Raw genomic sequence first — 23,781 nt, 5'->3', positions numbered from 1 at the left:
GCATGCCGGGGCGAGGTCCTGCCGGTCAGCGCGGCCCTGGTCAGGCGCCCGCGGCGGTGACGATCGCGTCCGTGGCGAAGCCCGCCACCAGACCGATCAGCAGCCCGATCGCCAGGAGGTCCGCCCGCTTCGCCTTGGCGGCCACGCCGAGCAGCTGGGTGACGACGTAGAGGATCGATCCCGCAGCCAGCGTGAGGAACAGCACGCTGACCGGCTCGCTGGTGAACCCGTGGCCGAGGGCGGTGCCGACGAAGGTGGGACCGCCGCCGATCAGGCCGAGGGTCAGCAGGAACACCCACGACGGCCGGCGCCGGTTGCCGTCGGCGTCCACGTCACCGGCGAGCGGTGCCGTGATGCCGAACCCCTCCGTCCCGTTGTGCAGGGCGAACCCGATCACCAGGAGCGTGGCCAAGCCCACCTCCCCGCGCCCCGCGGACTGACCGATCGCCAGGCCCTCGGCGAAGTTGTGCAGACCGATGCCGATCGCGATCAGCAGCGCGAGGCGCCTCGCCGGCGACCACGACGACAGGTGCTCCCCCACGGCGACGGGTGCGGCAGCCACCGGGGCCGGCGTCGCCGTCCTGGTCGGTGCGAGCGTCGCCGTGCCGACTCCTGCCGCGGGCGCCGGTGCCACGGCGACGCGGTCGGTCGGGGAACCCACGGGCGGACGGCCCGGGTCGCCGCTGACGTCGATCGCGGGACTGGTGCCCCCACCGGCCGGCCGGACCGCGGCGTTGCGCGCCATCCAGCGCTCGTAGACCACGAGCGACCCGAGACCGACCGCGAGGCCGACGACGAAGAGCCCGCCGAGACCGAGCACGGGTCCGAGGCTGCCGGTCCCGTCGTGCACGGCCCCGAGGGCCGAGTCCACCGGCTCCCACGCGTGGCTCAGCACGTCCCACACCAGGAACAGGAGCACGCCGACAGCGGTGGCGTTCAGGACGGCGCGCAGCGTCGGTGCAGGCCGGCGGAGCCGCCCGACGGGCAGCCCGAGCAGGATGGTGACGCCGGCGACGAAGCCCAGCAGCAGCGTGCGACCGATCCCCACGAGTCCCTCATCTCCGTCCGACGACGGTGCGAAGTTAGGTCAGGCTTACCTACCTGGTCAAATCGAGAACGGTCCCCGTGAGCGACGCCACACCCGGACGGCGGCATCCTCGCCAGGTGGCAGCCCGTCGAAGGCCGACTTAGCGTCGAAAGGACGGCGACGGCCCGTGGGGGCCGAGAGGCGGTGCACCAGCGTGGCGAAGATCGCGTCCGAGGTTCTCATCGAACGACTGGCGGCCTGGGGGGTCGACACCGTGTTCGGCCTCCCCGGGGACGGCATCAACGGGATCATGGAGGGCCTGCGACGGCAGCAGGACAAGATCCGGTTCGTCCTCGTCCACCACGAGGAGGCGGCGGCGTTCATGGCCGCGGCGCACGGCAAGGCGACCGGCCGGATCGGCGTCTGCCTCGCCACCTCCGGCCCGGGTGGCATCCACCTGCTGAACGGCCTGTACGACGCCAAGCTCGACCACGCGCCGGTGCTGGCGATCACCGGCATGCAGGAGACGAGCGTGCTGGGAACCGGCTACCAGCAGGAGGTGGACCTCGACAAGCTGTTCGAGGACGTCACCGAGTACGACCTGATGGTCACCAACCCGACCCAGCTGCCGGGCGTCGTCGACATCGCCATCCGCACGGCGCTGGCCCGCCGCGGCGTCGCCCACCTGACGATCCCCAACGACCTGCAGGTCGCCGACGCGGACGAGGACCCGTACGCCCATGTCGCACCCGCCCGCCCGCCGGCCACGTCGCCGATCTACCTCGCTCCCCCGGGCCGGCCCCGCGAGGAGGACCTGCGAGCGGCCGCGGCGGTGCTCAACGGTGCCCGGAAGCCCGCGATGCTCGTCGGCGCCGGGGCCCGTGGTGCGCGCGAGGAGGTGCTGGCCGTCGCCGCCGCCCTCGGTGCGCCGGTGGTCAAGACGCTGCCCGGCAAGGCCGTCATCCCCGACGACTCCCCGTACGCCGTCGGCGGCATCGGACTGCTCGGGACCCGCCCCGGCGAGGAGCTGATGGAGAGCTGCGACACGCTCCTGATGGTCGGCACCAACTTCCCGTACACCAAGCACCTCCCCTCGCCGGGCGCCGCGCGCGTGGTGCAGATCGAGGCCGACCCCACTCGTGCCGGCGTGCGCCTGCCCACCGAGGTGCCGATCGTGGGCGACGCCAAGGAGTCGCTCGCGGCGCTGCTCCCGCTGCTGGACGGCGGGCCGGCCACGGACCACCTCGAGAGCTACCAGAAGGCGATGGCGTCGTGGCGGGACGACATGACCGCGCTGGAGGACGCCGGCCGCACCCCGATCGCCCCCCAGTACGTCGTCGGCCTGATCGACGATCTCGCGTCCGACGACGCCGTGCTCACCTGCGACTCGGGCACCATCGCGACCTGGGCCGCCCGGCACTGGACCATCCGCGCGGGGCGGGAGTTCTTCCTCTCCGGCAACCTCGCCACGATGGCTCCCGGCCTGCCCTATGCCAACGCGCTGCAGGTGGCCTACCCGGACCGGCAGGTGATCGCGTACGTCGGCGACGGCGGCTTCGCGATGCTCATGGCCGAGTTCCTCACCGCGGCCCAGCACCAGCTGCCGATCACCGTGGTGATCAACAACAACAACTCCCTGGGCCAGATCCTCTGGGAGCAGATGGTGCTCGGCTACCCGGAGCACGGCGTGCGGTTCGGCAGCCCGCCCGGTGACTTCGCGGGCTGGGCGCGCTCCTGCGGCGGGTTCGGCGTGCGGGTCGAGGACCCGCGCGAGCTGCGGGGCGCGCTGGACGAGGCGCTGTCGTTCGACGGGCCGTCCCTGGTGGACGTCGTCGTGGACCCGAACGAGCCGCCGATGCCGGGCAAGGTCAGCTACGAGCAGGCACGCAAGTTCGCCACCGCGTTCCTGCGCGGACAGCCCCACAAGGCGGCGATCGCCACGACGCTGTTCAAGGACAAGCTCTCGCAGCTGGGTCGCTGACGGTGCCGGCAACGCCCGCCGGTCGACGGCGGGTCGGGCCCTCGTGACGGCGGTCGCCGGCACGGGAGTGCACCTGCCCGCGTGGACGGCGGTGGTCGCGTGGACCACGCTCGGCATCGGGCTGGTGTGCGCGCTGTGGACGCTCCTGGACGTGGCGCGTCGGCCGCCGGCGATGCCCGTGATGCGGGTGGTGTGGCCGGTCACCATGCTGTTCGGCGGCCTGCTGTGGCTGTGGTTCTACCTGCGCTGGGGTCGCGAGCCACGACCGGAGTCCGAGCGGCGGCCGGGCTGGGTCTCGGTGGCGACCGGCACCAGCCACTGCGGCGCCGGCTGCACGCTCGGCGACGTCATCGGCGAGACGTTGGTGCTGCTGGTTCCCGGGACGGCGGCCGTCGCGGGTGCCGGCACCCTGTTCCGCGACGAGATGTACGCGCGCTGGACGGTCGACCTCGTCCTGGCGTTCGTCATCGGCGTCGCTCTGCAGTACGCCGCGATCGTGCCGATGCGCCACCTCCGTCCGGGCCGCGGCCTTGCCGAGGCCGTCAAGGCGGACACCCTGTCGATCCTCGCCTGGCAGGTGGGCATGTACGGCCTGATGGCGATCGTGCAGCTATGGCTCGCACCTGCGTGGTTCGGCGGGCGGCTGCCCGTCGCCTCGGCGCAGTTCTGGGCCGCCATGCAGCTGGCGATGCTCGTGGGCTTCGCCACCAGCACCCCCGCGAACGTGTGGCTGCTGCGCCGTGGGATCAAGGAACCGATGTGAGGAGGCAGGCGATGGATGCACCGACCCAGCACGCACCGCAGTCCGAGGGATCGGGACGGCTGCAGGCGCTCGACGGGGTGCCCGGGGCGCGTGGCGTCGCGGTCGTCACGGGCGGATCGGCCGGGCTCGGCCGTGCGATAGTCCGAGCGCTGGCCGCCGAGGGTTGGGACGTCGCCGTGCTCGCCCGCGGTGAGGACGGCCTGGCCGGCGCGGTGGCGGACGTCGCAGCGGTCGGCCGGCGCTCCCTCGGCGTGCCGACGGACGTCGCGGCGCACGAGGACGTCGACCGGGCGGCCGACCGGGTCGAGCAGACGCTGGGCCCCATCACCCTCTGGGTGAACAACGCGATGACGGGGGTTTTCGGCCAGTTCGTGGACGTCGCGCCGGACGACTTCGAGCGCGTCACCGCCGTGACGTACCTCGGCGTGGTGAACGGGACCCGTGCGGCGCTGCGGCACATGGACGCGCGGGACAGCGGCGTGATCGTCCAGGTCGGCAGCGCCCTGGCGTTCCGCGGCATCCCGTTGCAGTCGGCGTACTGCGGGGCCAAGCACGCGATGGTCGGCTTCACGGAGTCGGTGATCACCGAGCTGCTGCACCGCAAGAGCGGCATCACGGTGTGCATGGTCCACATGCCGGCGCTGAACACGGTCCAGTTCAGCTGGTTGAAGAACCTGCTCCCCCACCACTCGCAGCCCGTGCCGCCGATCTACCAGCCGGAGGTCGGCGCCGAGGCGGTGGCCCGCGTCGCCCTGCACCCCAGCCGCACCACCTGGGTGGGGTACCCGACCGTCGGCACGATCCTCGGCAACCGGGTGATCGCCCCGCTGCTCGACCGGTACCTCGCCAGGACGGGCTACGAGGCGCAGCAGACCACCACCGACACCACACCCCCGCTCGGGGTGAACCTGTACGAACCGGTCCCGGGCGACCACGGTGCGCACGGGGACTTCGACGGGCGCTCCAAGGACTCGAGCGCCCAGGTCTGGGCGACGTTGCACAAGGGAGTGCTGGCCGGTGCTGCCGCGCTGGCGGGGGCCGTCGTCCTCGCCGCGGCGTCACGTCGCGGCTCCTGACGCCGGCCTAGGCCGGAGCCGCTAGCCCGCGCGGCTCACCCTCGCCGAGGGTGGGCCGCCGGCGGTGAGCGCGATGTCCGCGAGCACGGTCCCGGGCAACGACCGCCGCTCCCGCACCGCTGCCGGCAGGTCCGTCAGGGCGTCCAGGACGCCGCGCCGACGCGCCGCCCCGGCGCGCCACTCCTCCCCGAACCGTCCGGCCGCGTCCCGCCACGGCAGCCGCAACGCTCCGGACAGGACGCGGGACCGGGTGACGCGTCGCTGCCGCGAGAACGGGTCGTGCCGGCGCTGCGACGGGTGGTGGTGCACCACCGGGCCCGGGAGGTAGACCAGCGAACGGCCGGCGGCGGCGAGGTCCCACGACAGGCGCTCCTCCTCACCGGGGAACCGCACCACGTCGTCGAACCCACCGACCGACAGGAAGTCCTCCCGCCGCAGCATGGCCGCGCACGCCATGAAGCCGAGGACCGGGATCGCGGCCGCCCCGTCACGGGGCAGCGGCGAGCGCGCGAGCTCGTCGCAGAACGGGTCGCGGCGGTTCTCCTCGCCGACCAGGACGTCGACCTGGACCACGGCGACCTCCGGATGGGCACCCAGCAGCTCGGCGGCCGCGTGCAGGGCGCCCGGCTCCCACCAGGAGTCGTCGTCCGCGAACGCGACGAAGGGGGTCCGAGCGCGCTGCACACCGACGTTGCGTCCGGCGGCCGCGAGGTTGCGCCCCGCCTCGACCACGTCGACGTCCGGATGCGCACGGCGCACCGCGTCCGGCGTCCCGTCCGACGAGCCGTTGTCGACCAGGATCACCGGGGCGCGGTGCCGCCCGAGGGTGGCGAGCAGGTCGGCACGGCGGTCCCTGCTGGCCACCACGACGGTGACGCGGGCGTCCTCGATCACACGGGCCTGCTCGCTCTGCATGCTGACCACTCTGGGGCAGCCGGCCGCACCCGGCGCGGCGAGCGAGCGCAGCGACCGTCAGTGGTGCAGCGCCCCGAACGCCTGGTACACGAGGAACGCCGGCCACACGAGGGCCTTGAGGACGCCCAGCACGTGCGGCCAGAACCCGTCGACCTGCTGCCAGAACCACACGAGCGCGCCGACCATGCCGAGGCCGTAGACGGCTCCGCCGCCACCGCTCACAGTGGCGGCGCGATTGCCTGCCATCTCCGTCCTCCGGTCAGGAGCTCGTGGCGAGATCCGGGCGCGGCGCCTGGCCGTGCTCGTGGTGCACGAGCGACAGGTCGGGTCCCGGGAAGATCAACGCCTCGTGCCCGTCGTCGAACCGGACCAGGAACGGCTCCGTCCCGCCCGGGCCGTGCACCTCGAGGATCTCGCCCTTGCGGTCGTGGCTGCCGACCGTGCGACCGTGGACGACGACGCTGTCACCGACGGATGCATGCATCCCACTCACCTCGCCCTCACCGCCCACGGTAGGCGGGTCGGCGGCCGCTGGCCAGGGCCTGCGGCGTGGGACGACCGCGTTCGCGACGCGGGCGGACCGCACGCGGCTCAGGCGAGCGAGAGGAACAGGCGTTCCAGCTTGGCGACGTCCAGCTGCTCGGCCTCGCCCTCGTCGTCCGCCCCGTCGGCGGCCGGCGTGAGGCACTGCTTCATGCCGGTCGCGATGATCGCGAAGCCGGCACGGTCGAGGGCGCGGCTGACCGCGGCGAGCTGCGTGACGACGTCCTCGCAGTCCCGGCCCTCCTCGATCATCCGGACGACGGCACCGATCTGGCCCTGGGCGCGCTTGAGCCGGTGGATCGCCGTCCCGAGCTGGTCGACATCGAGCTGCATGAGGCCATCCTCTCCTACCTGGGCTGCGCTCCAGAGTACCCCCCGGGGTACGTGGGCCCTTGGACCCAGGCGGCACTCGTCGCGGCGCCTAACGTCGAATCAGAACGCCGTCGCGGAGAACGGCGCGCCGTGCTGCCCGACCAGCCGTTGCCGATCTGCTCGCGGGCGTCGGTGCCGGGCAAGCGCGCTACCTGATGCCCCGGGCCCCGGATCTCCCCGACCGGGGCCCGGCCACCACGTCGTCGAAGAAGACGGAGGCACCCAGATCATCGGCGACTCGGACGCGATCGAGACGACCGAGAGCGGCCAGCCGGGCGTCGTCTGAGCTCTGGTCCGGGGGGACGCCCTGCCGGTGCTGCCGACCGCGGTGGCACCGGCAGCGGCGTATCTGGCCGGTGCCGAGCGCCCTCCTCCTTCGTGTCGCGGACCAGCCGGACCGCGAGAAGGAGGGGCACCATGAGTCTCACCGAAGGGTGGGCCGTCTTCGTCTCCGCACACGAGTCGGCCCTGAACGACCTGGTCACAGCGCTGACCACCGCACGACCGCACCTGCTGTCGTACGGGTCGCCGGCGTTCACCCCCGTGTCCACCCGGTTCGACACCGCCATGGCGGCGATCCCGTTCCCGGGCACGGGCGGCATCGACTGGCACGTCCGCTTCACCACGCCGCACCTGGACCTGTACAAGCAGGAGGACCCGCTCCCGCCGGAGCTGACCCTCGGCCCGGGTGAGTTCTCGCTGACGACCACCGTGCAGCTGTGCGTCGACTGCACCAGTCGCGGCGGCAAGGGCGACCTGACGCACGGCGAGCGTGTGCAGGGCGCCGACGAGCGCGCCGCCCGCGAGGCGGCCAAGGCCGAGCGCGAACGGTGGGACGAGTCCCGTGGCAAGGCGCGCAACCCGATCTGCACGGAGCTGGGCGTCGCGGCCATCGGCCACCTCGTGCCCACCTCGTCGGGCGGTGAGCCCGCGGTCGGCTTCGCGCTGGACGCGATCGAGCTGGTCGACGTCACCCCGGACTCGCTCGAGTCCGTGCTGGAGTGCCTGCTCGGCACCGTGCTGCGCGCGGTGCTGGCCACCATCTCCATCCCGCTGTCGGCCATCCGGGTCGGCGCCTTCACCCTGACACCGGCGCAGGGCCCGCTCATCGAGGCGGACGCCGTGCTGGCCCGCGGAAGCCTCTAGGAGCAACCGATGCCCGAGATCATCGCCGCGATCGACGAAGGCGCGGCCACCACGATCTTCACCACGCTCGCCGCCGGGCTGCCGCCCCAGTCGTCCTCCGGCAGCAGCTCGTTCGGCCCCTTCACGGCGGCCTACGCCGCCACCGCGACGCTGTCGTCGCCCGGCACGGTGGACCTGATCCCACCGGGGACCATCCGGGTCGCCGACCTCCGGATGGACTGGCACCTGCACCTGTCGTTGTCGCTGGACATCGGCGACTTCCTGCCCGACATCCACATCCCGCAGGTGTGCGTGCACGTCCCGTGCGTCGGGGACGTGTGCACGCCCAAGATCGACATCGTCTGGCCCACGGTCACCGTGCCGATCGACCTCTCCGACTACGTCAAGACCACCGTCGACCTCGGCATCGCCGTCACCCTGGTGGCCGGGACGTGGAAGGTCGAGGGCGTGGTGCAGGGGGTCCCCAACCTGCAGTTCGGCCTGACCACGGCCGCAATGCTCGCCGTCGTGGGCGCCGCGGTGGCGGCTGCCGTCGCGTGGGTCCCGCTCATCGGGCCGTTCGTCGCGGTGCTCGTCGCCGCGGTGGTCGCCGCGATCGGGGTCGCGGGGCTGACGGGCCTGCTGGGCCCGATCCTCACGCCGTTCATCAGCGGCACACGGTTCCCCGTGTACGCCCAGCCGCAGGTCTTCACCGTCCTGCCGGCGGCCGGACCCAACGACCCCGCGGTCACCATCACCCTCGACACCATCGGCGCCGAGGTGCAGCACAACCCGCCCGAGGACGAGCTGGTGCTCTCCGCGGACATCAGCGCGTGAGGAGGGCGAGATGATCACGGACCAGCTGGACAGCCGCGTGCTGCGGTTCACCGACAGCTACGCGCAACGGTTCATGAGGCCGGGCACCTACCGGTACGCAGTGGTCGCCGCCGGTGCGCACCCGGCGAAGGCGGTGCCCGTCGAGGCGGTGCGGTCCTTGCACCGTGGCTCGGCTGCGGCGCCCTTCACGGTGCAGGTCGACGAGGGCGAGACCGGCGCGATGGCGCAGACGGTCCTCACGGTCCGCCGCGAGGGCACGCGCTTCGTCGTCGACCAGCCGACCGTCCGCATCCGGACCGGCGACATGGTGATGTGGCACGGCACCGACCCCTCGTGGCCGTTCGCGATCGCCGGAGAGAAGGAGTTCTTCGGCAGCGACCGGCTGGTGAACGAGTCGGGCTTCTCGCACGCGTTCACCGCCGCCGGCACGCACGAGTGGGGTGACGCCTACGGCTCCGGGCTGCGGGGGACGGTCCGGGTGCGCCAGCCGCGGCTCGGGTCGGCCAAGGACGTCGAGGCGTGGCAGTCCCGGCTGTCGGCCGGCACGCTCGTCACCATCACCGATGCGGTCGCCGAGCCGGCCGAGGTGGAGCTCGTCGTGGGCCAGACGGTGTTCTTCGTCGTCACCCGCGGACCCGGGGTCTCCGTGACGGACGTGGACCTGCTGCCGCCTGCGGGGAAGGGCGAGGGCGACGAGGACGACGAGTCCCGCACGGCTGCCGCGGCGTCCTGAGCGCTGCGGAGCACGGCGAGGGCGCCGGGGCGACGCGACCGCCCGGCGCCCTCGTCCGTGGGCCTGTCGGCGCTGACCACCGACGGGGAAGATCGACCGGGTGCCCGGAGTTGGCACGTCCAGACGCCCACGGTCGACGGGAGGCCCCATGAGCACGGACCTGCAGCTGACCAGCGCGCCGCCGCCGTTGCCGCGCGCGCCGCGGATGGACCGGGACCGCGCGTCGGCCGCCCTGCTCGTCGCCGCGACCGTCGCGGCGGTCGTGTGGGTCAACTCCCCCGTCGGTCACAGCTACGGCACCTTCTGGGGCACCCCCGTGGGCCTGTCGCTGGGGTCCGCCTCGATCCAGCTCACGCTGCACTCGGTGGTGAACGACGCCCTGATGGCGGTCTTCTTCTTCGCCGTCGGCCTCGAGGTCAAGGACGAGGTCACCATAGGGCAGCTGTCCGAGCGTGCGCGTGCCGTCGTTCCCGCGGCCGCCGCGATCGGCGGCCTCGCCGTACCCGCGCTGATCTTCCTGCTGGTGGCCGGCCGGTCGGGCAACGCCCACGCATGGGGCGTGGTGATCTCCACGGACACGGCCTTCCTGATCGGCGCGCTGGCCCTGATCCGTCCCCGGCACCCCGCGCGGCTGCGGGTGTTCCTGCTCACCATGGCGGTGGTCGACGACGTGGGCGCGCTGACGGTGATCGCGCTCTTCTACACCGCTCACCTGCAGGTCGGCGCGCTGCTGGTCGCCGCCGTCACAGTCGGGCTCCTCGCGCTGGTGCGGTTCCTGCCGTCCGGCCGAGGGCCGGTCTACGGCGTGCTCGCCGTGGTGCTGTGGTTCGCCCTGCACGCGGCCGGGATCCACCCGACGTTGGCCGGCGTCGCCGTCGCGCTGCTGATCCCCGTGTTCGCGCCGCGACGGCGCGACGTGGAGAACGTCGAGGCGCTGACCCGGGCGTTCCGGCAGTCGCCCAACCCCCGCTACGCCGCCGCCGCGACCCGCGGCCTGCGCGAGTCGATCTCCATCAACGAGCGCCTGCAGGTCGCCGTGGCGCCCTTCGTGTCGTTCGTCGTCCTGCCCGTCTTCGCACTGTCCAACGCCGGGGTCCCCCTGGACGCCGGGACGTTGAGCGGCGCGCTGCGCGCCCCGCTCTTCTGGGGGGTCGTGCTCGGCCTGGTGGTCGGCAAGCTGGTCGGCATCACCGGCGCCACCGCACTGGTGGACCGCAGCGGCTGGGGTCGCCTCGCACCCGGGCTCCGCCTGCGCCGGGTGGCGGGCGGCGCGGCGCTCTCGGGCATCGGCTTCACCATCGCCCTGCTGATCGCCGACATCGCGATCCCGGACCCGGTGGCCGCCGCCCAGGCACGTGTCGGGGTGCTGGTGGCCTCCGTGCTGGCGGCCGGCCTCGGGTGGGCGCTGCTCGCGGTCGTCGACCGGTGGTCGCCGCCCGTCGCGGTCGGCAAGACGCTGCTGCGACCCTTCGACGCCCAGCGCGACCACTATCGCGGCCGGCCCGACGCCCCGATGGTGATCGTCGAGTACGGCGACTTCGAGTGCCCCTTCTGCAGCCGGGCCACCGGGTCGGTGGACGAGGTGCTCGCCGAGCTGGGCGACGACGTGGTGTGGGTGTGGCGCCACCTGCCGCTCGTGCGGGTGCACCCCCACGCCCGCGAGGCGGCCGAGGCGGCGGAGGCGGCGGACCGTCAGGGCCGGTTCCTCGAGCTGGCGAAGGTGATGTTCGCCCGGCAGGACCACCTGGAGCGCGAGGACCTGCTCGCCTACGCCGACGAGCTGGGGATGGACGTCGACCGCTTCGCCCAGGACCTCGAGGACGGGGACGTGTCGCGACGGGTGCAGGACGACGTGGACGACGCCGACCTGATGGACCTGCTGTCCACCCCGACGTTCTTCGTCAACGGCAAGCGGCACGTCGGCCCCTACGACGCGGCGAGCCTCGTCACGGCGCTCCGCGCCCCGCTCCACGAGACGGGCACGACCGCGTCGGTCGCAGGCTGACGGTCAGCCGCCGAGCCGCACGGCGAGGATGCCGGCCAGCACCAGGACGGCGCCGCCGAGCCGGGGTGCGGTCAGGGGTCGCCGCATCGCGCCCAGGGCTCCGGTGTGGTCGACGACGAGCCCGGCGACGATCTGCCCCAGGAGCACGACGCTGACGGTCAGGGACGTCCCCAGCAGGGGTGCGTCGAGGGCGTTGACGGCGACGAAGGTCGCACCGAGCAGCCCGCCGCTCCAGCCCCACCACGGCGGACGCGCCCACGCGCCGGCCCCCACCAGGCGGCCGCGCGCCGCCAGCACGGCGTTGAGCACCACGAGCGCGACGGTGCCCACCAGGAACGACGCGAGCGACGCGCCGATCGACGAGCCGAGCGCCTTTCCCAGCTCACCGTTCACAGTGGTCTGGACCGCGCTCAGACCCCCCGCCAGCACGGCCGCCACGGCGAGCAGCGGCAGGGCACGCGATGCGGCGGCACCAGGCGCGGGCGCTCCACCGGTCCGCGGACCCGGGCGGCGGCGCAGGTTGACCAGCACCGCCCCGACGACCACCAGCAGCGTGCCGAGCAGCCGCCAGGCCGTCAACGTCCTGGTCGCGACGCCGAACGCACCGGTCACGTCGATCAGCAGCCCGCCCAGAACCTGACCGAGCACCGGCAGCACGACGGTCACCGAGGCGCCGAGCCGGCGCATCAGCACCATGTTGAGCGTGAGGAAGACGACGCCGCACAGGCCGCCGATCCAGATCCACCACGGCCGGTGCGCCAGCGTCGCGCCCAGGGCGAGGGACGGCCGCAGCACCAGGACGACCACGGCGAGGAAGACGGTGCCGATGCCGAACGAGACCAGGGACGCCAGGAACGTCGAGCGCAGCGACGCCGACAGCCGGGTGTTGACCGCCGTCTGAACAGGCAGGAGCGCCCCGGCGGCGACGCCGAGCACCGCAGCGAGCAGCATGTCCCACTCCCCTCGTCCGACCGGGCCGGCCGGCGGGGTGCGACAGGGTGCCGTCCGCCGGAGTCGTCAGCGCGGACCGTCCCGCCGGGCGAGGGTAACCGAGACCTGCGACGCCGCCCGCCAGGCGGCGCCGGGTGCGCCGACGTCAGTGGTGCCGGAGCGCGTCGACCAGCTGGGCCTTCCTCATGTGGGACCTGCCCTCGATGCCGATCTGCGCGGCCCGCTTGCGCAGCTGGTCCACCGACCACTCCTCGTACTGCTCGCTCCGCCCGCCCTTGCGGCCGACCGCGGAACGGGAGGTGGCGGCCGCCGCGTTGGCGATCCGCGCGCTCTTCTCCTTCGAGCTGCCCTCGTCGCGGAGCTTCTCGTACAGCTCCTTGTCCTTGACGCTGGGTCCGGGGTTGCGTCCAGGCATGGTGGCGTCCTCTCCTCCGGCAGCGCACGTGGCGGGTGCGCCTGCGCACCGATGCGCTCGGCCGAGCGCTCCTCCACTGTCACGCCGTGGTGCGGGCGCCGCATCCGGTCGGCGCCCCGCGCGGGGTCAGTGCAGCTCGACGTGCAGCGCCTCTGCCGCGGCGCGCGCCCGCTCGCGCGCCTGCGCCACGTCGGCGCCGCGGGCCAGCGCGACCGCGACCCGCCGGTGCCCGTGCACCACCGGCTTGCCGAACAGCCGTACCTGGGCCGTCGGGAGCCGCAGCGCCTCGTCGACGCCGCTGAACACCGGGACGCCGTCGCCCGATGCCAGCACCGCGCAGGAGGCGGCCGCCGCCTGCTCGGAACCGGCCCCGAGGCGCAGCGGTTCGGGCGCGGGCAGACCGAGCACGGCGCGGGCGTGCAGGGCGAACTCCGACAGGTCCTGCGACACCAGGGTGACCAGCCCGGTGTCGTGCGGGCGCGGGGACACCTCGGAGAAGAGGACGCGGTCGCCGACGACGAACAGCTCGACGCCGAACAGCCCCAAGCCGCCCAGCGCGCCGGTGACCTGCTCGGCGATACGCCGCGCCTCCGCGAGGACCTGCGGTTCCAGGGCCGCCGGCTGCCACGACTCGCGGTAGTCGCCGTCGACCTGGGAGTGCCCGACGGGCTCGCAGAACGTGACGCCGTCGACGTGCCGCACGGTGAGCAGCGTGATCTCGGTGTCGAACGGCACGAAGCCCTCGACGATCACCCGGACCGGCGCGTCGCCGCCCGTGGCGGCTGCCCGTCCGCCGGTCTGGGCCACCCGCCACGCCTCCTCGAGCCCGTCGGCCGACCGCACCAGCGACTGCCCGTGCCCCGACGACGACATCACCGGCTTGACCACCACCGGAAGCCCGAGGTCCTCGACTGCCGCACGCAGGCCGTCCAACGAGTCCGTGAACCGGTACGGCGAGGTCGGCAGGCCGAGCTCCTCGGCGGCGAGGCGCCGGATGCCCTCGCGGTCCATCGTCAGCCGGGTCGCCCGCGCCGTCGGCACCACGCGCACCCCGGTCGCCTCCACCTCGGCGAGCACGGCGGTGGCGATCGCCTCGATCTCCGGCACGACGACGTGGGGCCGCTCGACGGCCAGCACCGCCCGCAGCGCCTCGGGGTCGAGCATGTCGACGACGTGCGACCGCGCGGCGACCGCCATCGCCGGGGCACCGGCATAGCGGTCGACGGCGACCACCTCGACCCCGAGCCGGACCAGCTCGATCGCCACCTCCTTGCCGAGCTCGCCGGACCCCAGCAGCAGCACCCGGGTGGCCGTCGACGTCCCTGGCGTCCCGAGGGTGCCGGGACGCGGCACGGTCGGGCGTCTGGTGGCGGGCGCGGCGTCGGACGGGCTCGAGGCGGGGGTCATGGTGCGATCCTCCCGCGGACGGCAGCGCATCCGTGCGACACGGCGCCGTAACATGTGCCCGCTAAGTTCCGCCCCGGGCGCCGACCGAGTTCCGGTGCCTGATCCTGCCGACTCCCGCCAGCGCCCTGCCGACGGGATGCGAGCCGCCTGGAGGCCTTCCGTGCGCACTACGCCCCTCGCCCTCGTCGCCGTCGCCGCGGTGACCCTCAGCCTGACCGCCTGCGGCGGTGGCAGCGGTACGCCGGCCGCCTCCTCCTCCGGCTCGGCCGCCGGAGCGAGCGCCGCGGCGACCTTCGACCCGTCCTCGGTGAAGAAGGACGACACGCTGGCCGCGCTGCTGCCGGACAAGGTGAAGAGCGCCGGCACGCTGACCGTCGGCGCGGACACCTCGTACGCCCCCGCGGAGTACATCGCCGAGGACGGCAAGACGCCCGTCGGCTACGACGTCGACCTCGCCAAGGCGATCGGCGCGGTCCTCGGCCTGAAGACCACCGTGCAGTCGGCGGACTTCACCGGCATCATCCCGGCGATCGGCTCGAAGTACGACGTCGGCATCTCGTCGTTCACCATCAACGCGGACCGCGAGAAGCAGGCGAACATGATCGCCTACTTCCAGGCCGGCGAGGCGTACGCCGTGCAGAAGGGCAACCCGAACAAGGTCGACCCGACCAACCTGTGCGGCCTGACGGTGGGCATCCAGACCGGCACGGTCGAGGACGACGAGTTCAACGCCGTGATCGACAAGTGCAAGGCCGACGGCAAGAAGGCGCCGAACCCGCTGAAGTACGCCAAGCAGAGCGACGTCACCACCGCCCTGGTCGGCGGCAAGGCGGACCTGATGTACGCCGACTCGCCGATCATCGCCTACGCGATCGCGCAGACCAACGGCCAGCTGGAGCAGCTCGGTGACGTGTTCTCGAGCGCCCCGCAGGGCATCGTGGTCTCCAAGGACGACACGGCACTGACGACGGCGATCCAGAAGGCCGTGCAGAAGCTGATCGACGACGGCACCTACGGCAAGATCCTCACTGCCTGGGGCAACCAGGCCGGCGCGGTGAAGACGGCCGAGCTCAACCCGACCGTCAGCTGAGAACCCGACGGTGAGCAGCCCCGCGGGGTCCGACGCGACCACCCCCGGCCGGGAGCCCGAGCGCATCCACGCGGTGCCCGTGCGCTACCCCGGCCGGTGGGTGGCCGCCGTCGTCGTCGCCGTGCTCGCCGCCATGGCGGTGCACGGCCTCATCACCAACCCCCGGTTCGCCTGGCCGACGGTCGGCAAGTACCTGTTCGCCACCCCGGTGCTGCAGGGCGTTCTGTGGACGCTCGCGCTGACCGTGGGGTCGATGGTGATAGCCGTCGTCCTCGCGGTGCTGCTCGCCGTGATGCGGGGCTCGGACAACCCGGTGACCCGCGCCGTCTCGTGGTTCTACATCTGGGTGTTCCGCGGCACCCCCATCTACACCCAGCTGGTGTTCTGGGGCCTGATCTCGGTGCTCTACCCGAAGATCTCGCTCGGCGTTCCCTTCGGTCCCGAGTGGCTGAGCTTCACCACCAAGGACGTGATCACGGCGTTCCGCGGGGCGCTGCTCGGCCTGGCGCTGAACGAGGCGGCCTACCTGGCGGAGATCGTCAGGGCCGGTCTGCAGAGCGTCGACCGCGGTCAGCACGAGGCCGCGCGGGCGCTGGGCATGAAGGAGGGCACCATCCTGCGCCGGGTGGTGCTCCCCCAGGCGATGCGCGTGATCGTGCCTCCCACGGGCAACGAGACGATCTCCATGCTCAAGACCACGTCGCTGGTGCTGGCGGTGCCCTTCACGCTCGACCTGAACTACGCGACCAGCGCCGTCGGCAACCGGATCTTCCAGCCCGTGCCGCTGCTGATCGTCGCGGCGTTCTGGTACCTGCTGGTGACCAGCATCCTGATGGTGGGCCAGTACTACCTCGAGCGGTACTACGGCCGCGGCTTCGACGTGCACAAGGTCAGCACCGGCCCGCAGGGGCCGCGGCGCGGTCGTGCGGCACGGCAGGCGGCGATCAACGCGGCGCAGACCACCCCCGAGCCGACGCCGCTGGACGATCTGGGCGGCGGCCTGCACCCCTCCGGAGGAGCACAGTGAGCACGACGACCGACACCACGGTGCCGATGGTCGAGCTCCGCCAGGTGCACAAGTGGTTCGGCGACGCCCACGTCCTGCGCGGCATCGACCTGGTGGTGCCCAAGGGCACGGTGTGCGTCGTCCTCGGCCCGTCCGGTTCGGGCAAGTCGACCGCGCTGCGGTGCATCAACCAGCTCGAGGAGATCGGCGCCGGCCGGGTGCTCATCAACGGCGAGCTGATGGGGTACCGCGAGGGCGTCCGCAACGGCACCCCTACGCTGTACCGCCTGCACCCGAAGGCCATCGCGCACCAGCGCGCCGAGGTCGGCATGGTGTTCCAGCGGTTCAACCTGTTCCCGCACATGACGGCGCTGGGCAACGTGGTCGAGGCGCAGGTGCAGGTGCTGCGGCGCGGCAAGGACGAGGCACGGTCGCGGGCTGTCGACATGCTGCGGCGGGTGGGCCTCGAGGACCGCATGGAGCACTATCCGGCGCAGCTGTCTGGTGGTCAGCAGCAGAGGGTCGCCATCGCCCGGGCGCTGGCGATGGATCCCGAGCTGATGCTGTTCGACGAGCCGACCTCGGCGCTCGACCCGGAGCTGGTCGGTGAGGTGCTCGCGGTCATGCGGGACCTGGCCGAGTCGGGCATGACGATGATCGTGGTCACCCACGAGATCGGGTTCGCCCGCGAGGTCGCCGACCAGGTCGTCTTCATGGCCGACGGCGTCGTCGTCGAGCAGGGCACGCCCGACGAGGTGCTGGGTTCCCCACGCGAGGCGCGCACGCGCGACTTCCTCTCGCGCGTGCTCTGAGTCCCGCGTGGCCTGAGCCCTGCGTAGCCTGAGCGCGGCGTGGCCTGAGTCCCGCGCGCTCTGAGCACCTCCGCCGGCGGCCCTGGTCAGCCGACCGGTCGGCGCCCCAGCCGGCGCCGGACCCGCGGCCAGCGCTCGAGGAACTCGGCCGCAGCGCGGCGGACGGCTGCGTCCTCCACCGCCAGGAGCCGTCCGAGCGCGAAGCCCGTGGCGCCGTCCGCGGCGTCGGCGGCCTCCTGGAGCACCTGCGCCGCGACCACGCCGTCGTGCAGCTCGCCGAGCAGGTCCGTCACGCCGGAGAGCTCCTCGGCGCACCGCCGCGCGCGCCCGCCCAGGCTGGGCGCGGTGGCCTGGGCCCCGTACCGAGCGCGCTTGGCGAGGATCCGGGCCCGGTGCCACGCCGGGGCGTGCGGGTCCGGGTGCTCCTGGCGCAGGGTCCGCACGGCGCGTCGCAGACGCTTCCAGTCGTGCATCACCAGCGCGGGCAGGACCTCCGCGGCCTCTGTGTCGGCCGCATCGACGACGAGCGGCCGGCGCGCCGCCTCCACGAGGTCGACCAGCAGCTGCAGGTAGCGGTCGCTGCGCAGCTCCTCGAGCGCGGCGGACCGCGCCTCGAGCAGACGCGGTCGCAGCAGCGCGTCCAGCGCGGGGAGCGCGCGCACACGGTCCTCGGCGGCGAGCGTCCGGACGTCGCGCTCGAGGCGGTCGTACAGCACCTCCGTGTCGCGGACGGCTCCGAGAGCGTCGGCCGCCACGGCCAGCCGGTCCCGCAGCCCCGTCGCCCAGGCCTCGTCGCAGACGGGGGTGAACGTCCGCAGCGCGCTGCGCAGGGTGCGCGCCGCCACACGGAGCTGGTGCACCGCGTCCGGGCGGTCCCGGCGGACACCCACGTCCGCCGCGATGAAAGCTCCCACGTGCAGGGCGACCGCGAAGGTCAGCACCTCGCGCGCCGTGCTTCGGCTGCCGGGACGGGACGGCACCACGACGTCGGGCAGGCGCGCCGCCGGCGGTGTGCCGCTGGACCGGGCATCGCCCGGTTCGACGTCGCCGGCGACCGCCTGGACCGCGTCGACCAGTCGCGTGACCGCCCGCTCGGCGTCCGGCGGCGGACCGAACGCCGTGATCCGCAGCCGCCGCTGGCGCTCCGTGCCACGCGCTCGCAGCTCCGCCTCTATGCGGTCGTCGTGCACCGCCGCGAGCTCGACCGCCGCCGGGTCCAGCAGGTGCACGGAGGCACGGGTCGTGCGGAGCTGCGCGACGGGCCGGACCTCGGCCTCTCGCACCAGCGCCGTCACCAGGTCGAGCAGATCGGCCGGCGCGTGCTCGCCCGAGTCGTCGTCCACCAGCTCGTGGACGACGACGTCCCGCGTCGTCTCGTCCTGCCCGGCACCGTCGCCGAGCGGCAGGGTGAGCCGCCACCCGGCATCCGGACCGTCGAGCCGGACCCGCAGCTCGGCGCCCCAGCGAGCAAGGCGCAGGTCGGCGGTGTCGTGCTGCAGCTGACGGAACGTCACGGGGTCGTCGCGCACCTCCTGGACGGCGCCCGGCACCATGTCGGCGAAGGGCGGGAGGTCGACCTCGTCCGTCAGCACCAGCTCGCGAGCGACCGTCGGTTCCCGGACGGTGCCGGCGTGGGTGTGGGACCGGTCGGCGGCGCGGCGGTCGGCGCTCACGGCACCAGCACCGCCGCGCCGGCGTACCGGTCGGCCGCGAGGTCGGCCAGCACCTCGGCGGCCTCGTCCATGGGCCGGACCGTGGTGCGAGGCCGGATCCGGAGGGCGTGCGCGAGGCGCAACAGCTCCTCGCCGTCGGCCCTCGTGTTCGCGGTGACGGACCGGACCTCCTTCTCGTAGAACAGCTCGCGCTCGTACACCAGGGTCGGGATGTCGCTCAGATGGATGCCGGCCAGCACCAGCACGCCGCCGCGGTCGAGCGCTCGGAGCGCGGGCGGCACGAGCGTGCCGACGGGGGCGAACAGGATCGCCGCGTCCAGCGGCACGGGTGCCGCGTCGGCGGCGCCCTGCACCGAGGTGGCGCCGAGCTGCCGCGCGAGCTCGCGGTCCGGCTCCGACCTCGTCATCACGTGCACCTCGGCGCCCTGGGCGAGGGCCAGCTGCGCGACCAGGTGCGCCGAGGCACCGAACCCGTAGAGGCCCAGACGGCCACCCGGTGGCAACGTGGCGCGGCGCAGGGCGCGGTAGCCCACGATCCCGGAGCAGAGCAACGGTGCAAGGTCCGGTGCGGGCACGTCCTGCGGGAGCCGGTAGGCGAAGTCCTCGCCGACCAGGGCGTGCGAGGCGAACCCGCCGTCGGCGTCCCAGCCGGTGAAGCGCGCGCCCGGGCAGAGGTTCTCGCGGCCGGACCGGCACCACCGGCACCGACCGCAGGTCGCCCGCAACCAGGCGATGCCGACCCGGTCGCCGATGGCGAACCGCCGGGCACCGGGACCGAGCGCGTCGACGACGCCGACCACCTCGTGCCCGGGGACCGTCCTGGGCCGGCGCGGCGCCAGATCGCCCTCGGCGAGGTGCAGGTCCGTGCGGCAGACGCCGCAGGCCTCGACCCGGACCCGCAGCTGCCCTTCGCCGGGCTCCGGGTCCGGCACCGTCGCACGCACCAGGGGTCCGGACGAGATCGGGCCCGATCGCTGCACCACCCACGCCTGCACGTCGCGCCTCCGCTCCCAGTGCCGACGCTCCGAGCCTGCCCCCACCGGCCGTGCGGTGCCAGACCGGTCGGCAGACGTGGTCCCGCGCCGGCTCGGCGAGGGCCGCGCGGACCGCCTGGTGGTGGCTGCCGCACGACGCTGCGGGCGGCGCCGAGTCGGTCCTCGACGCCGCCCGCAGCGGTCTCATGCGATCCGGCGTGAAGCCGGCGGCCGTGCTACGGCGCTGCGACCAGCGCCGACACGTACGACGGGCCCGCCGGCACGCCCCAGCCGGTGGTCAGGTCGTACCCGGGCGTCGTCGCGTAGCCGGGCACCGGGCCAGGCGTGATGACGCCGTCGGCGCCGATGTCCCACACCCGGTTCGAGTCGAGGACACCGCTCGGGGTGGTCCCGTAGGTGTGCGCGACCACGTCCGCGAAGGCCGTGGCCCGCGGGAACGAGGTCGCGTAGATCACCGGGTTGAGGTTGCCCAGGGGCGCCTTGTCCGCCGCGATGCGCTGCTGGTTGGCGAGGGCCGTCAGCGCCGCAGCCTGCGGCGACGAAGCGGACGTGCCGCCGTACACGTGCCACCCCACGCGGCTCACGCCGGGGAAGAAGGACGTGTAGACCAGCACACCGCCGTTGACGGACGAGTTCCACGCGAGGTCCGGCACACCGCGGTGGGCGCCGACGACGTCGGCGACACCGGCCTGGTAGTCCGGCCGCGCGTACACCGTCGACAGGCCGCCGCCCGTGATCATGCCGGTCGCGCTCTCGTTGTCCACGGGCTCGGTGCTCCCGCCGGTGGTCCAGCCGAAGTACGCCGGGTTCTGGCTGCCGTCGGCCAGGTACGGCACGTCGGTGGTGGGGTTCCACGTCCACCCGTTCTGCAGCTGCGTGCCGCCGACCGAGGTGACGTACGGGGAGACGTTGGGGTAGGAGACCTGCGGGTCGGGGCTCGTGGCGGTCTGCCGGTGCGCGCGCGTGTAGCCGACGGACCCGCCGTCACCGGCGGACGCGAAGAACGAGTCACCCTTGGCCTCACCGCGCGCGAACGTGGTGTCGAACCGGGCGAACTGCGTCTTGGCGGCGGCCGCGCTGCCGAAGGCGGACTCGTCGGTGCCGAACGACATCGAGAACACCGTGCCGGCCGGGAACCGGTCGACCGCGGCGTCGATCGCCTTCATCAGGTTGGGCAGGCCCGGCACGCCCTGCGTCTCCGCCGGTGGCACCGCGAGCAGCACGATGTTCGCCGCGGGTGCGAGTGCGTACGCCCACTCGATGTCGAGGGTCGCCTCACCGGCCCAGCCGGACGCCGCTGCCGGGCCCGACTGCGAGTTGCCGTTGCCGTTCACCGTCGTGGTCGGGAACCCGGGCTGGCCCTGCGGGAACCACTGCTCGAGCTTCGGCGTCGGACCGCCGAACGTGGAGGCGAAGGTGGTCAGGTCCTGCTGCGCGGTCGGGCTGCCGTAGGCGTCCACCAGGACGATCGTCTGGCCGGCGCCCTCGGTGCTCGACGCCGTCAGCGGCGGCAGCCCGTGCGCGGCGCGGACCTGGTCCGGGGTGTTGCAGTGGTAGTAGGCGTACTTCTTGACGGGCGCCGGCGAGACGCACGCCGGCGGGGTGCCCGCAGCGCTCGCCCCGTCCGGCGTGTCCGGCGCCTCGACGGCGAAAGGTACGACCGCCGGCCCGGCGACGGCGGCCAGCCCGGCGGCCGGGACCGCGGCACCGGCGGTCGCCAGTCCCAGGAGCGTTGCTGTGGATGAGGCCAAGAGTCTGCGCACGACTTCTCCCCGATCAGAGTCGACACGGACCCGTCCCACCATCGGGACGAGAAATGGGTACATCCGAACCCCGACGGCGGGCGTGCGCAAGAGCAGGCCAGGCCCGATCTCCGGGCCCGCCCGGCGTCGGCACCCAGACGCGGGTCAGGACGGACGGCCGGGAGGCACCAACCAGCTCACCGAGCGGGCGACGTCACCCGCCTTCAGCCACTCGTGCCGCTCGGACCGCGGGTTCGCCTCGTCGTCACGCCAGGCAACCATCACGTGCGTCGCCGTCCAGCGGACCGCACGCGCCGGGCGCCACTCCTCGGCGCCGTCCGACCAGACGACCCGCACGATCACGGGCACGTTCCCCTGCGGCCGCACGGGGACGGCGGTCGGCAGGTCACGGTTGGCGACCAGGCGTGCCGGCAGCTGCTGCGACCCCCGCGACGCGGTGACGCTCCGCGACGAGCCGGACACGGGTGCGCCGCCGGTGCGCACCTCGGGATCCGTCATGCGGTCAGCCTACCCGAACAGGTGTTCGAACGACGTCTCGCGCGGCGTCCATGCCTCGGGACGTCACCTCGCGCTCCGGGGCTCCCCTCCAGCGGCGGCTTAAGGTGCAGGTGAGATGACCACGACGACGGCCACCCACAGCCCCGACGAGCCGACGGCCTCCCCCGCACCCGGGCGGCAGGCTCCTCGCGCACCTGACCTCTCGCGCGTCGCGGTGATGGGCATCGTCAACCGCACGCCGGACTCCTTCTACGACCGCGGCCGGACGTTCGCCCTGGAGGCCGCCGTGGAGGCGGCGCTGCGGGCGGTGGCCGAGGGCGCGGACTGGGTCGACGTCGGCGGTGTCCCGTTCTCGCCGGACACCCCTGCGGTGGGGATCGCGGAGGAGCTCGACCGCGTCGTGCCCGTCGTCGCCGCGATCCGTGCGGTGTCCGACGTGGTGATCTCCGTGGACACCACGCAGGCGCAGGTCGCCGCAGCCTCGATCGAGGCCGGTGCCGACGTGGTCAACGACACCAACGGCCTGCGTGACGACGCGATGCTCGACGTCGTTGCCCGCACGGGTGCCACGGTCGTCGTCGCGCACTCGCTGGCCGCCCCGCACGTGCACCTGCCGCGCCCGCAGTACGGGGACGTGGTGGCCGAGGTGGCCGCCTTCCTGCGGGAGCGCGTCGCGCACGCCGTGGCGCACGGCGTGGCACGCGAGCGGATCGTGGTGGACCCGGGCCACGACCTGAACAAGAACACGAGCCACTCGCTGGAGCTGACCCGGCGGCTGGACGAGATCACGGCGATCGGCCCGACGCTCGTCGCCCTGTCCCGCAAGGACTTCGTCGGCGAGACGCTCGGTCGCCCGGCGGACGAGCGTCTGGCGGGATCGCTCGCCGTCGCGGCCTGGTGCGTCGAGCACGGCGCACGGGTGGTGCGTGCGCACGACGTGCGTGCCACCGTCGACGCGGTGCGCATGATCGAGGCGGTGCTCGGGCGACGCGAGCCGGTGGAGCACCGGCACAACCGCTGAGGCGTGCGCGTGCTGCACCGTGACGACGTCCTGGCCCGCTACGCCGTCGCGGACCGCACCCGGCCGCACCTGCGGATGAACTTCATCTCGAGCCTCGACGGGTCGGCGACCCAGGGCGGTCTGTCCGGCGGGCTGAACAACGCCGACGACAAGCTCGTGTTCGACACGCTGCGGATGCTGTCCGACGTGATCCTGCTGGGCGCCGGCACGCTGCGCGACGAGGGCTACGGCGCGATGCGCCTCGACGACGAGTCCGTCCGCTGGCGGGTGCAGCACGGGCTGGCGCCCCAGCCGACGTTCGCCCTGGTCAGCTCGCGCCTGGGCCTGCCCCCCACCCACCCGGTGTTCGCCGACGCGCCGGTGCGCCCGCTGGTGCTGACGCACGACGCCGCGCCGCCGGACGCTCGCGACGAGCTGGCGTCGGTCGCCGACGTGGTGCTGGTCGGCTCCGGTGCCGTCGACCCCTGGCTGCTGCGCGGCGCGCTGGAGCAGCGCGGGCTGCTGCAGGTGCTCTGCGAGGGCGGCCCGCACCTGTTCGGCACCTTCCTGGCGGCGGACGCCGTCGACGAGCTGTGCCTCACCCTCAGCCCCGTCCTGGAGGGCGGCCACGCCGGCCGCATCGCGGTGGGCCCCGAGGAGACACCGCGGCGCATGCACCTGGCGAGTGTGCTGCAGGCCGACGACATGCTGCTGCTGCGCTACCTGCGGGACCCCGCGACGGACGCTGCCGCGAGCCGGGTCGCAACCGGCCGGTGACCGGCGCCGACGAGGCA

24 protein-coding genes are annotated in these 23,781 nt (G+C 73.6%); 12 read left to right on the top strand and 12 right to left on the bottom strand.

The genetic code is table 11. The annotated features are described in order from the left end of the window. Nucleotides 1–40: 40 nt before the first annotated feature. On the bottom strand, nt 41–1,048 hold the full coding sequence (locus N0B34_RS07110) for a ZIP family metal transporter (protein ID WP_263730638.1): 1,008 nt from the start codon (nt 1,046–1,048) through the stop codon (nt 41–43). A gap of 193 nt (nt 1,049–1,241) precedes the next feature. Here N0B34_RS07110 and N0B34_RS07105 point away from each other — a divergent pair, with 193 nt between their 5' ends. The 3 genes from N0B34_RS07105 to N0B34_RS07095 are packed head-to-tail and all read left to right on the top strand — an operon-like array spanning nt 1,242 to nt 4,847. After that, nucleotides 1,242–3,008: a thiamine pyrophosphate-dependent enzyme gene (locus N0B34_RS07105; protein ID WP_263730637.1), complete on the top strand. Its 1,767-nt coding sequence runs from the start codon at nt 1,242–1,244 to the stop codon at nt 3,006–3,008. 43 nt (nt 3,009–3,051) lie between these two features. After that, nucleotides 3,052–3,771 carry a DUF4396 domain-containing protein gene (locus N0B34_RS07100; protein ID WP_263730636.1) on the top strand — a complete coding sequence of 240 codons (720 nt, stop codon included), beginning with the start codon at nt 3,052–3,054 and terminating at the stop codon, nt 3,769–3,771. Nucleotides 3,772–3,782: 11 nt separating this feature from the next. Then, entirely contained in the window at nt 3,783–4,847 is a 1,065-nt protein-coding gene (locus N0B34_RS07095) for an SDR family oxidoreductase (protein ID WP_263730635.1), read from the top strand. A 21-nt stretch (nt 4,848–4,868) separates the two neighbouring features. On the opposite strand, the gene N0B34_RS07090 is transcribed toward N0B34_RS07095, so the two are convergent. From N0B34_RS07090 to N0B34_RS07075, 4 genes are all read right to left on the bottom strand, one after another. Then, the gene (locus tag N0B34_RS07090) at nt 4,869–5,762 is read right to left on the bottom strand and encodes a glycosyltransferase family 2 protein (RefSeq protein ID WP_263730634.1); all 894 of its coding nucleotides are present in this window, start codon (nt 5,760–5,762) and stop codon (nt 4,869–4,871) included. A gap of 57 nt (nt 5,763–5,819) precedes the next feature. Then, nucleotides 5,820–6,008 (bottom strand): hypothetical protein, encoded by a 189-nt coding sequence (locus tag N0B34_RS07085; protein ID WP_263730633.1) that lies wholly within the window; start codon nt 6,006–6,008, stop codon nt 5,820–5,822. A gap of 13 nt (nt 6,009–6,021) precedes the next feature. Then, nucleotides 6,022–6,246 carry a DUF1918 domain-containing protein gene (locus tag N0B34_RS07080; protein ID WP_263730632.1) on the bottom strand — a complete coding sequence of 75 codons (225 nt, stop codon included), beginning with the start codon at nt 6,244–6,246 and terminating at the stop codon, nt 6,022–6,024. Between the two features lie 107 nt (nt 6,247–6,353). Next, on the bottom strand, nt 6,354–6,638 hold the full coding sequence (locus N0B34_RS07075) for a metal-sensitive transcriptional regulator (protein ID WP_263730631.1): 285 nt from the start codon (nt 6,636–6,638) through the stop codon (nt 6,354–6,356). 456 nt (nt 6,639–7,094) lie between these two features. On the opposite strand from N0B34_RS07075, the gene N0B34_RS07070 reads away from it, so the two are divergent. The 4 genes from N0B34_RS07070 to nhaA all read left to right on the top strand — a co-directional run bounded on the left by N0B34_RS07070 (nt 7,095) and on the right by nhaA (nt 11,377). Then, on the top strand, nt 7,095–7,823 hold the full coding sequence (locus N0B34_RS07070; RefSeq protein WP_263730630.1) for a hypothetical protein: 729 nt from the start codon (nt 7,095–7,097) through the stop codon (nt 7,821–7,823). A gap of 9 nt (nt 7,824–7,832) precedes the next feature. Continuing rightward, entirely contained in the window at nt 7,833–8,639 is an 807-nt protein-coding gene (locus tag N0B34_RS07065; RefSeq protein ID WP_263730629.1) for a hypothetical protein, read from the top strand. Nucleotides 8,640–8,649: 10 nt separating this feature from the next. Further along, nucleotides 8,650–9,372 carry a hypothetical protein gene (locus N0B34_RS07060; protein ID WP_263730628.1) on the top strand — a complete coding sequence of 241 codons (723 nt, stop codon included), beginning with the start codon at nt 8,650–8,652 and terminating at the stop codon, nt 9,370–9,372. Nucleotides 9,373–9,520: 148 nt separating this feature from the next. Further along, nucleotides 9,521–11,377: a Na+/H+ antiporter NhaA gene (gene nhaA, locus N0B34_RS07055; RefSeq protein ID WP_263730627.1), complete on the top strand. Its 1,857-nt coding sequence runs from the start codon at nt 9,521–9,523 to the stop codon at nt 11,375–11,377. Nucleotides 11,378–11,380: 3 nt separating this feature from the next. Here the strand turns inward: nhaA and N0B34_RS07050 are convergent, their stop codons facing one another. From N0B34_RS07050 to purT, 3 genes are all read right to left on the bottom strand, one after another. After that, on the bottom strand, nt 11,381–12,328 hold the full coding sequence (locus N0B34_RS07050) for a DMT family transporter (RefSeq protein WP_263730626.1): 948 nt from the start codon (nt 12,326–12,328) through the stop codon (nt 11,381–11,383). 145 nt (nt 12,329–12,473) lie between these two features. Beyond that, nucleotides 12,474–12,743, bottom strand: coding sequence for a Rho termination factor N-terminal domain-containing protein (locus N0B34_RS07045; RefSeq protein ID WP_263730625.1), 270 nt, complete (start codon nt 12,741–12,743; stop codon nt 12,474–12,476). A 126-nt stretch (nt 12,744–12,869) separates the two neighbouring features. Continuing rightward, complete coding sequence (gene purT / locus N0B34_RS07040) at nt 12,870–14,150, bottom strand: formate-dependent phosphoribosylglycinamide formyltransferase (RefSeq protein WP_263730624.1); 1,281 nt, start codon at nt 14,148–14,150, stop codon at nt 12,870–12,872. Between the two features lie 160 nt (nt 14,151–14,310). On the opposite strand from purT, the gene N0B34_RS07035 reads away from it, so the two are divergent. From N0B34_RS07035 to N0B34_RS07025, 3 genes are read left to right on the top strand one after another with little or no spacing between them, the layout of a single operon-like run. Continuing rightward, nucleotides 14,311–15,240, top strand: coding sequence for an ABC transporter substrate-binding protein (locus tag N0B34_RS07035; protein WP_263730623.1), 930 nt, complete (start codon nt 14,311–14,313; stop codon nt 15,238–15,240). Nucleotides 15,241–15,250: 10 nt separating this feature from the next. Next, nucleotides 15,251–16,267 carry an amino acid ABC transporter permease gene (locus tag N0B34_RS07030; RefSeq protein ID WP_263730622.1) on the top strand — a complete coding sequence of 339 codons (1,017 nt, stop codon included), beginning with the start codon at nt 15,251–15,253 and terminating at the stop codon, nt 16,265–16,267. A 26-nt stretch (nt 16,268–16,293) separates the two neighbouring features. Continuing rightward, nucleotides 16,294–17,058, top strand: a complete 765-nt coding sequence (locus tag N0B34_RS07025) for an amino acid ABC transporter ATP-binding protein (protein ID WP_263730959.1) — start codon at nt 16,294–16,296, stop codon at nt 17,056–17,058. Nucleotides 17,059–17,144: 86 nt separating this feature from the next. Here N0B34_RS07025 and N0B34_RS07020 read toward each other — a convergent pair whose 3' ends face one another. The 4 genes from N0B34_RS07020 to N0B34_RS07005 form a co-directional block, all read right to left on the bottom strand. After that, complete coding sequence (locus N0B34_RS07020; RefSeq protein ID WP_263730621.1) at nt 17,145–18,731, bottom strand: CHAD domain-containing protein; 1,587 nt, start codon at nt 18,729–18,731, stop codon at nt 17,145–17,147. Then, complete coding sequence (locus N0B34_RS07015; RefSeq protein WP_263730619.1) at nt 18,728–19,726, bottom strand: zinc-dependent alcohol dehydrogenase family protein; 999 nt, start codon at nt 19,724–19,726, stop codon at nt 18,728–18,730. The genes N0B34_RS07020 and N0B34_RS07015 overlap by 4 nt, the downstream gene beginning before the upstream one ends. Before the next feature lie 215 nt (nt 19,727–19,941). After that, on the bottom strand, nt 19,942–21,489 hold the full coding sequence (locus tag N0B34_RS07010) for a S53 family peptidase (protein WP_263730618.1): 1,548 nt from the start codon (nt 21,487–21,489) through the stop codon (nt 19,942–19,944). Between the two features lie 144 nt (nt 21,490–21,633). Continuing rightward, complete coding sequence (locus tag N0B34_RS07005) at nt 21,634–21,987, bottom strand: hypothetical protein (RefSeq protein WP_263730617.1); 354 nt, start codon at nt 21,985–21,987, stop codon at nt 21,634–21,636. A gap of 115 nt (nt 21,988–22,102) precedes the next feature. On the opposite strand from N0B34_RS07005, the gene folP reads away from it, so the two are divergent. Then, a complete protein-coding gene (folP, locus tag N0B34_RS07000) occupies nt 22,103–23,008 on the top strand; it encodes a dihydropteroate synthase (protein WP_412175709.1) in 906 nt (301 codons plus the stop codon). 9 nt (nt 23,009–23,017) lie between these two features. Continuing rightward, nucleotides 23,018–23,764, top strand: coding sequence for a pyrimidine reductase family protein (locus N0B34_RS06995; protein WP_263730616.1), 747 nt, complete (start codon nt 23,018–23,020; stop codon nt 23,762–23,764). Nucleotides 23,765–23,781 lie beyond the last annotated feature (17 nt).

Source organism: Cellulomonas sp. SG140 (assembly GCF_025770785.1).
GTDB lineage: Bacteria > Actinomycetota > Actinomycetes > Actinomycetales > Cellulomonadaceae > Cellulomonas.
This window is presented reverse-complemented; position numbering and strand designations above follow the sequence as displayed.

Excerpts from the sequence above, each read along its gene's own strand:
- N0B34_RS07095 (WP_263730635.1), top strand. The coding sequence starts at position 3,783 with ATGGATGCACCGACCCAGCACGCACCGCAGTCCGAGGGATCGGGACGG.
- N0B34_RS07090 (WP_263730634.1), bottom strand. The coding sequence starts at position 5,762 with ATGCAGAGCGAGCAGGCCCGTGTGATCGAGGACGCCCGCGTCACCGTC.
- N0B34_RS07085 (WP_263730633.1), bottom strand. The coding sequence starts at position 6,008 with ATGGCAGGCAATCGCGCCGCCACTGTGAGCGGTGGCGGCGGAGCCGTC.
- N0B34_RS07080 (WP_263730632.1), bottom strand. The coding sequence starts at position 6,246 with ATGCATGCATCCGTCGGTGACAGCGTCGTCGTCCACGGTCGCACGGTC.
- N0B34_RS07075 (WP_263730631.1), bottom strand. The coding sequence starts at position 6,638 with ATGCAGCTCGATGTCGACCAGCTCGGGACGGCGATCCACCGGCTCAAG.
- N0B34_RS07070 (WP_263730630.1), top strand. The coding sequence starts at position 7,095 with ATGAGTCTCACCGAAGGGTGGGCCGTCTTCGTCTCCGCACACGAGTCG.
- N0B34_RS07065 (WP_263730629.1), top strand. The coding sequence starts at position 7,833 with ATGCCCGAGATCATCGCCGCGATCGACGAAGGCGCGGCCACCACGATC.
- N0B34_RS07060 (WP_263730628.1), top strand. The coding sequence starts at position 8,650 with ATGATCACGGACCAGCTGGACAGCCGCGTGCTGCGGTTCACCGACAGC.
- nhaA (WP_263730627.1), top strand. The coding sequence starts at position 9,521 with ATGAGCACGGACCTGCAGCTGACCAGCGCGCCGCCGCCGTTGCCGCGC.
- N0B34_RS07050 (WP_263730626.1), bottom strand. The coding sequence starts at position 12,328 with ATGCTGCTCGCTGCGGTGCTCGGCGTCGCCGCCGGGGCGCTCCTGCCT.
- N0B34_RS07045 (WP_263730625.1), bottom strand. The coding sequence starts at position 12,743 with ATGCCTGGACGCAACCCCGGACCCAGCGTCAAGGACAAGGAGCTGTAC.
- purT (WP_263730624.1), bottom strand. The coding sequence starts at position 14,150 with ATGACCCCCGCCTCGAGCCCGTCCGACGCCGCGCCCGCCACCAGACGC.
- N0B34_RS07025 (WP_263730959.1), top strand. The coding sequence starts at position 16,294 with ATGGTCGAGCTCCGCCAGGTGCACAAGTGGTTCGGCGACGCCCACGTC.
- N0B34_RS07005 (WP_263730617.1), bottom strand. The coding sequence starts at position 21,987 with ATGACGGATCCCGAGGTGCGCACCGGCGGCGCACCCGTGTCCGGCTCG.
- folP (WP_412175709.1), top strand. The coding sequence starts at position 22,103 with ATGACCACGACGACGGCCACCCACAGCCCCGACGAGCCGACGGCCTCC.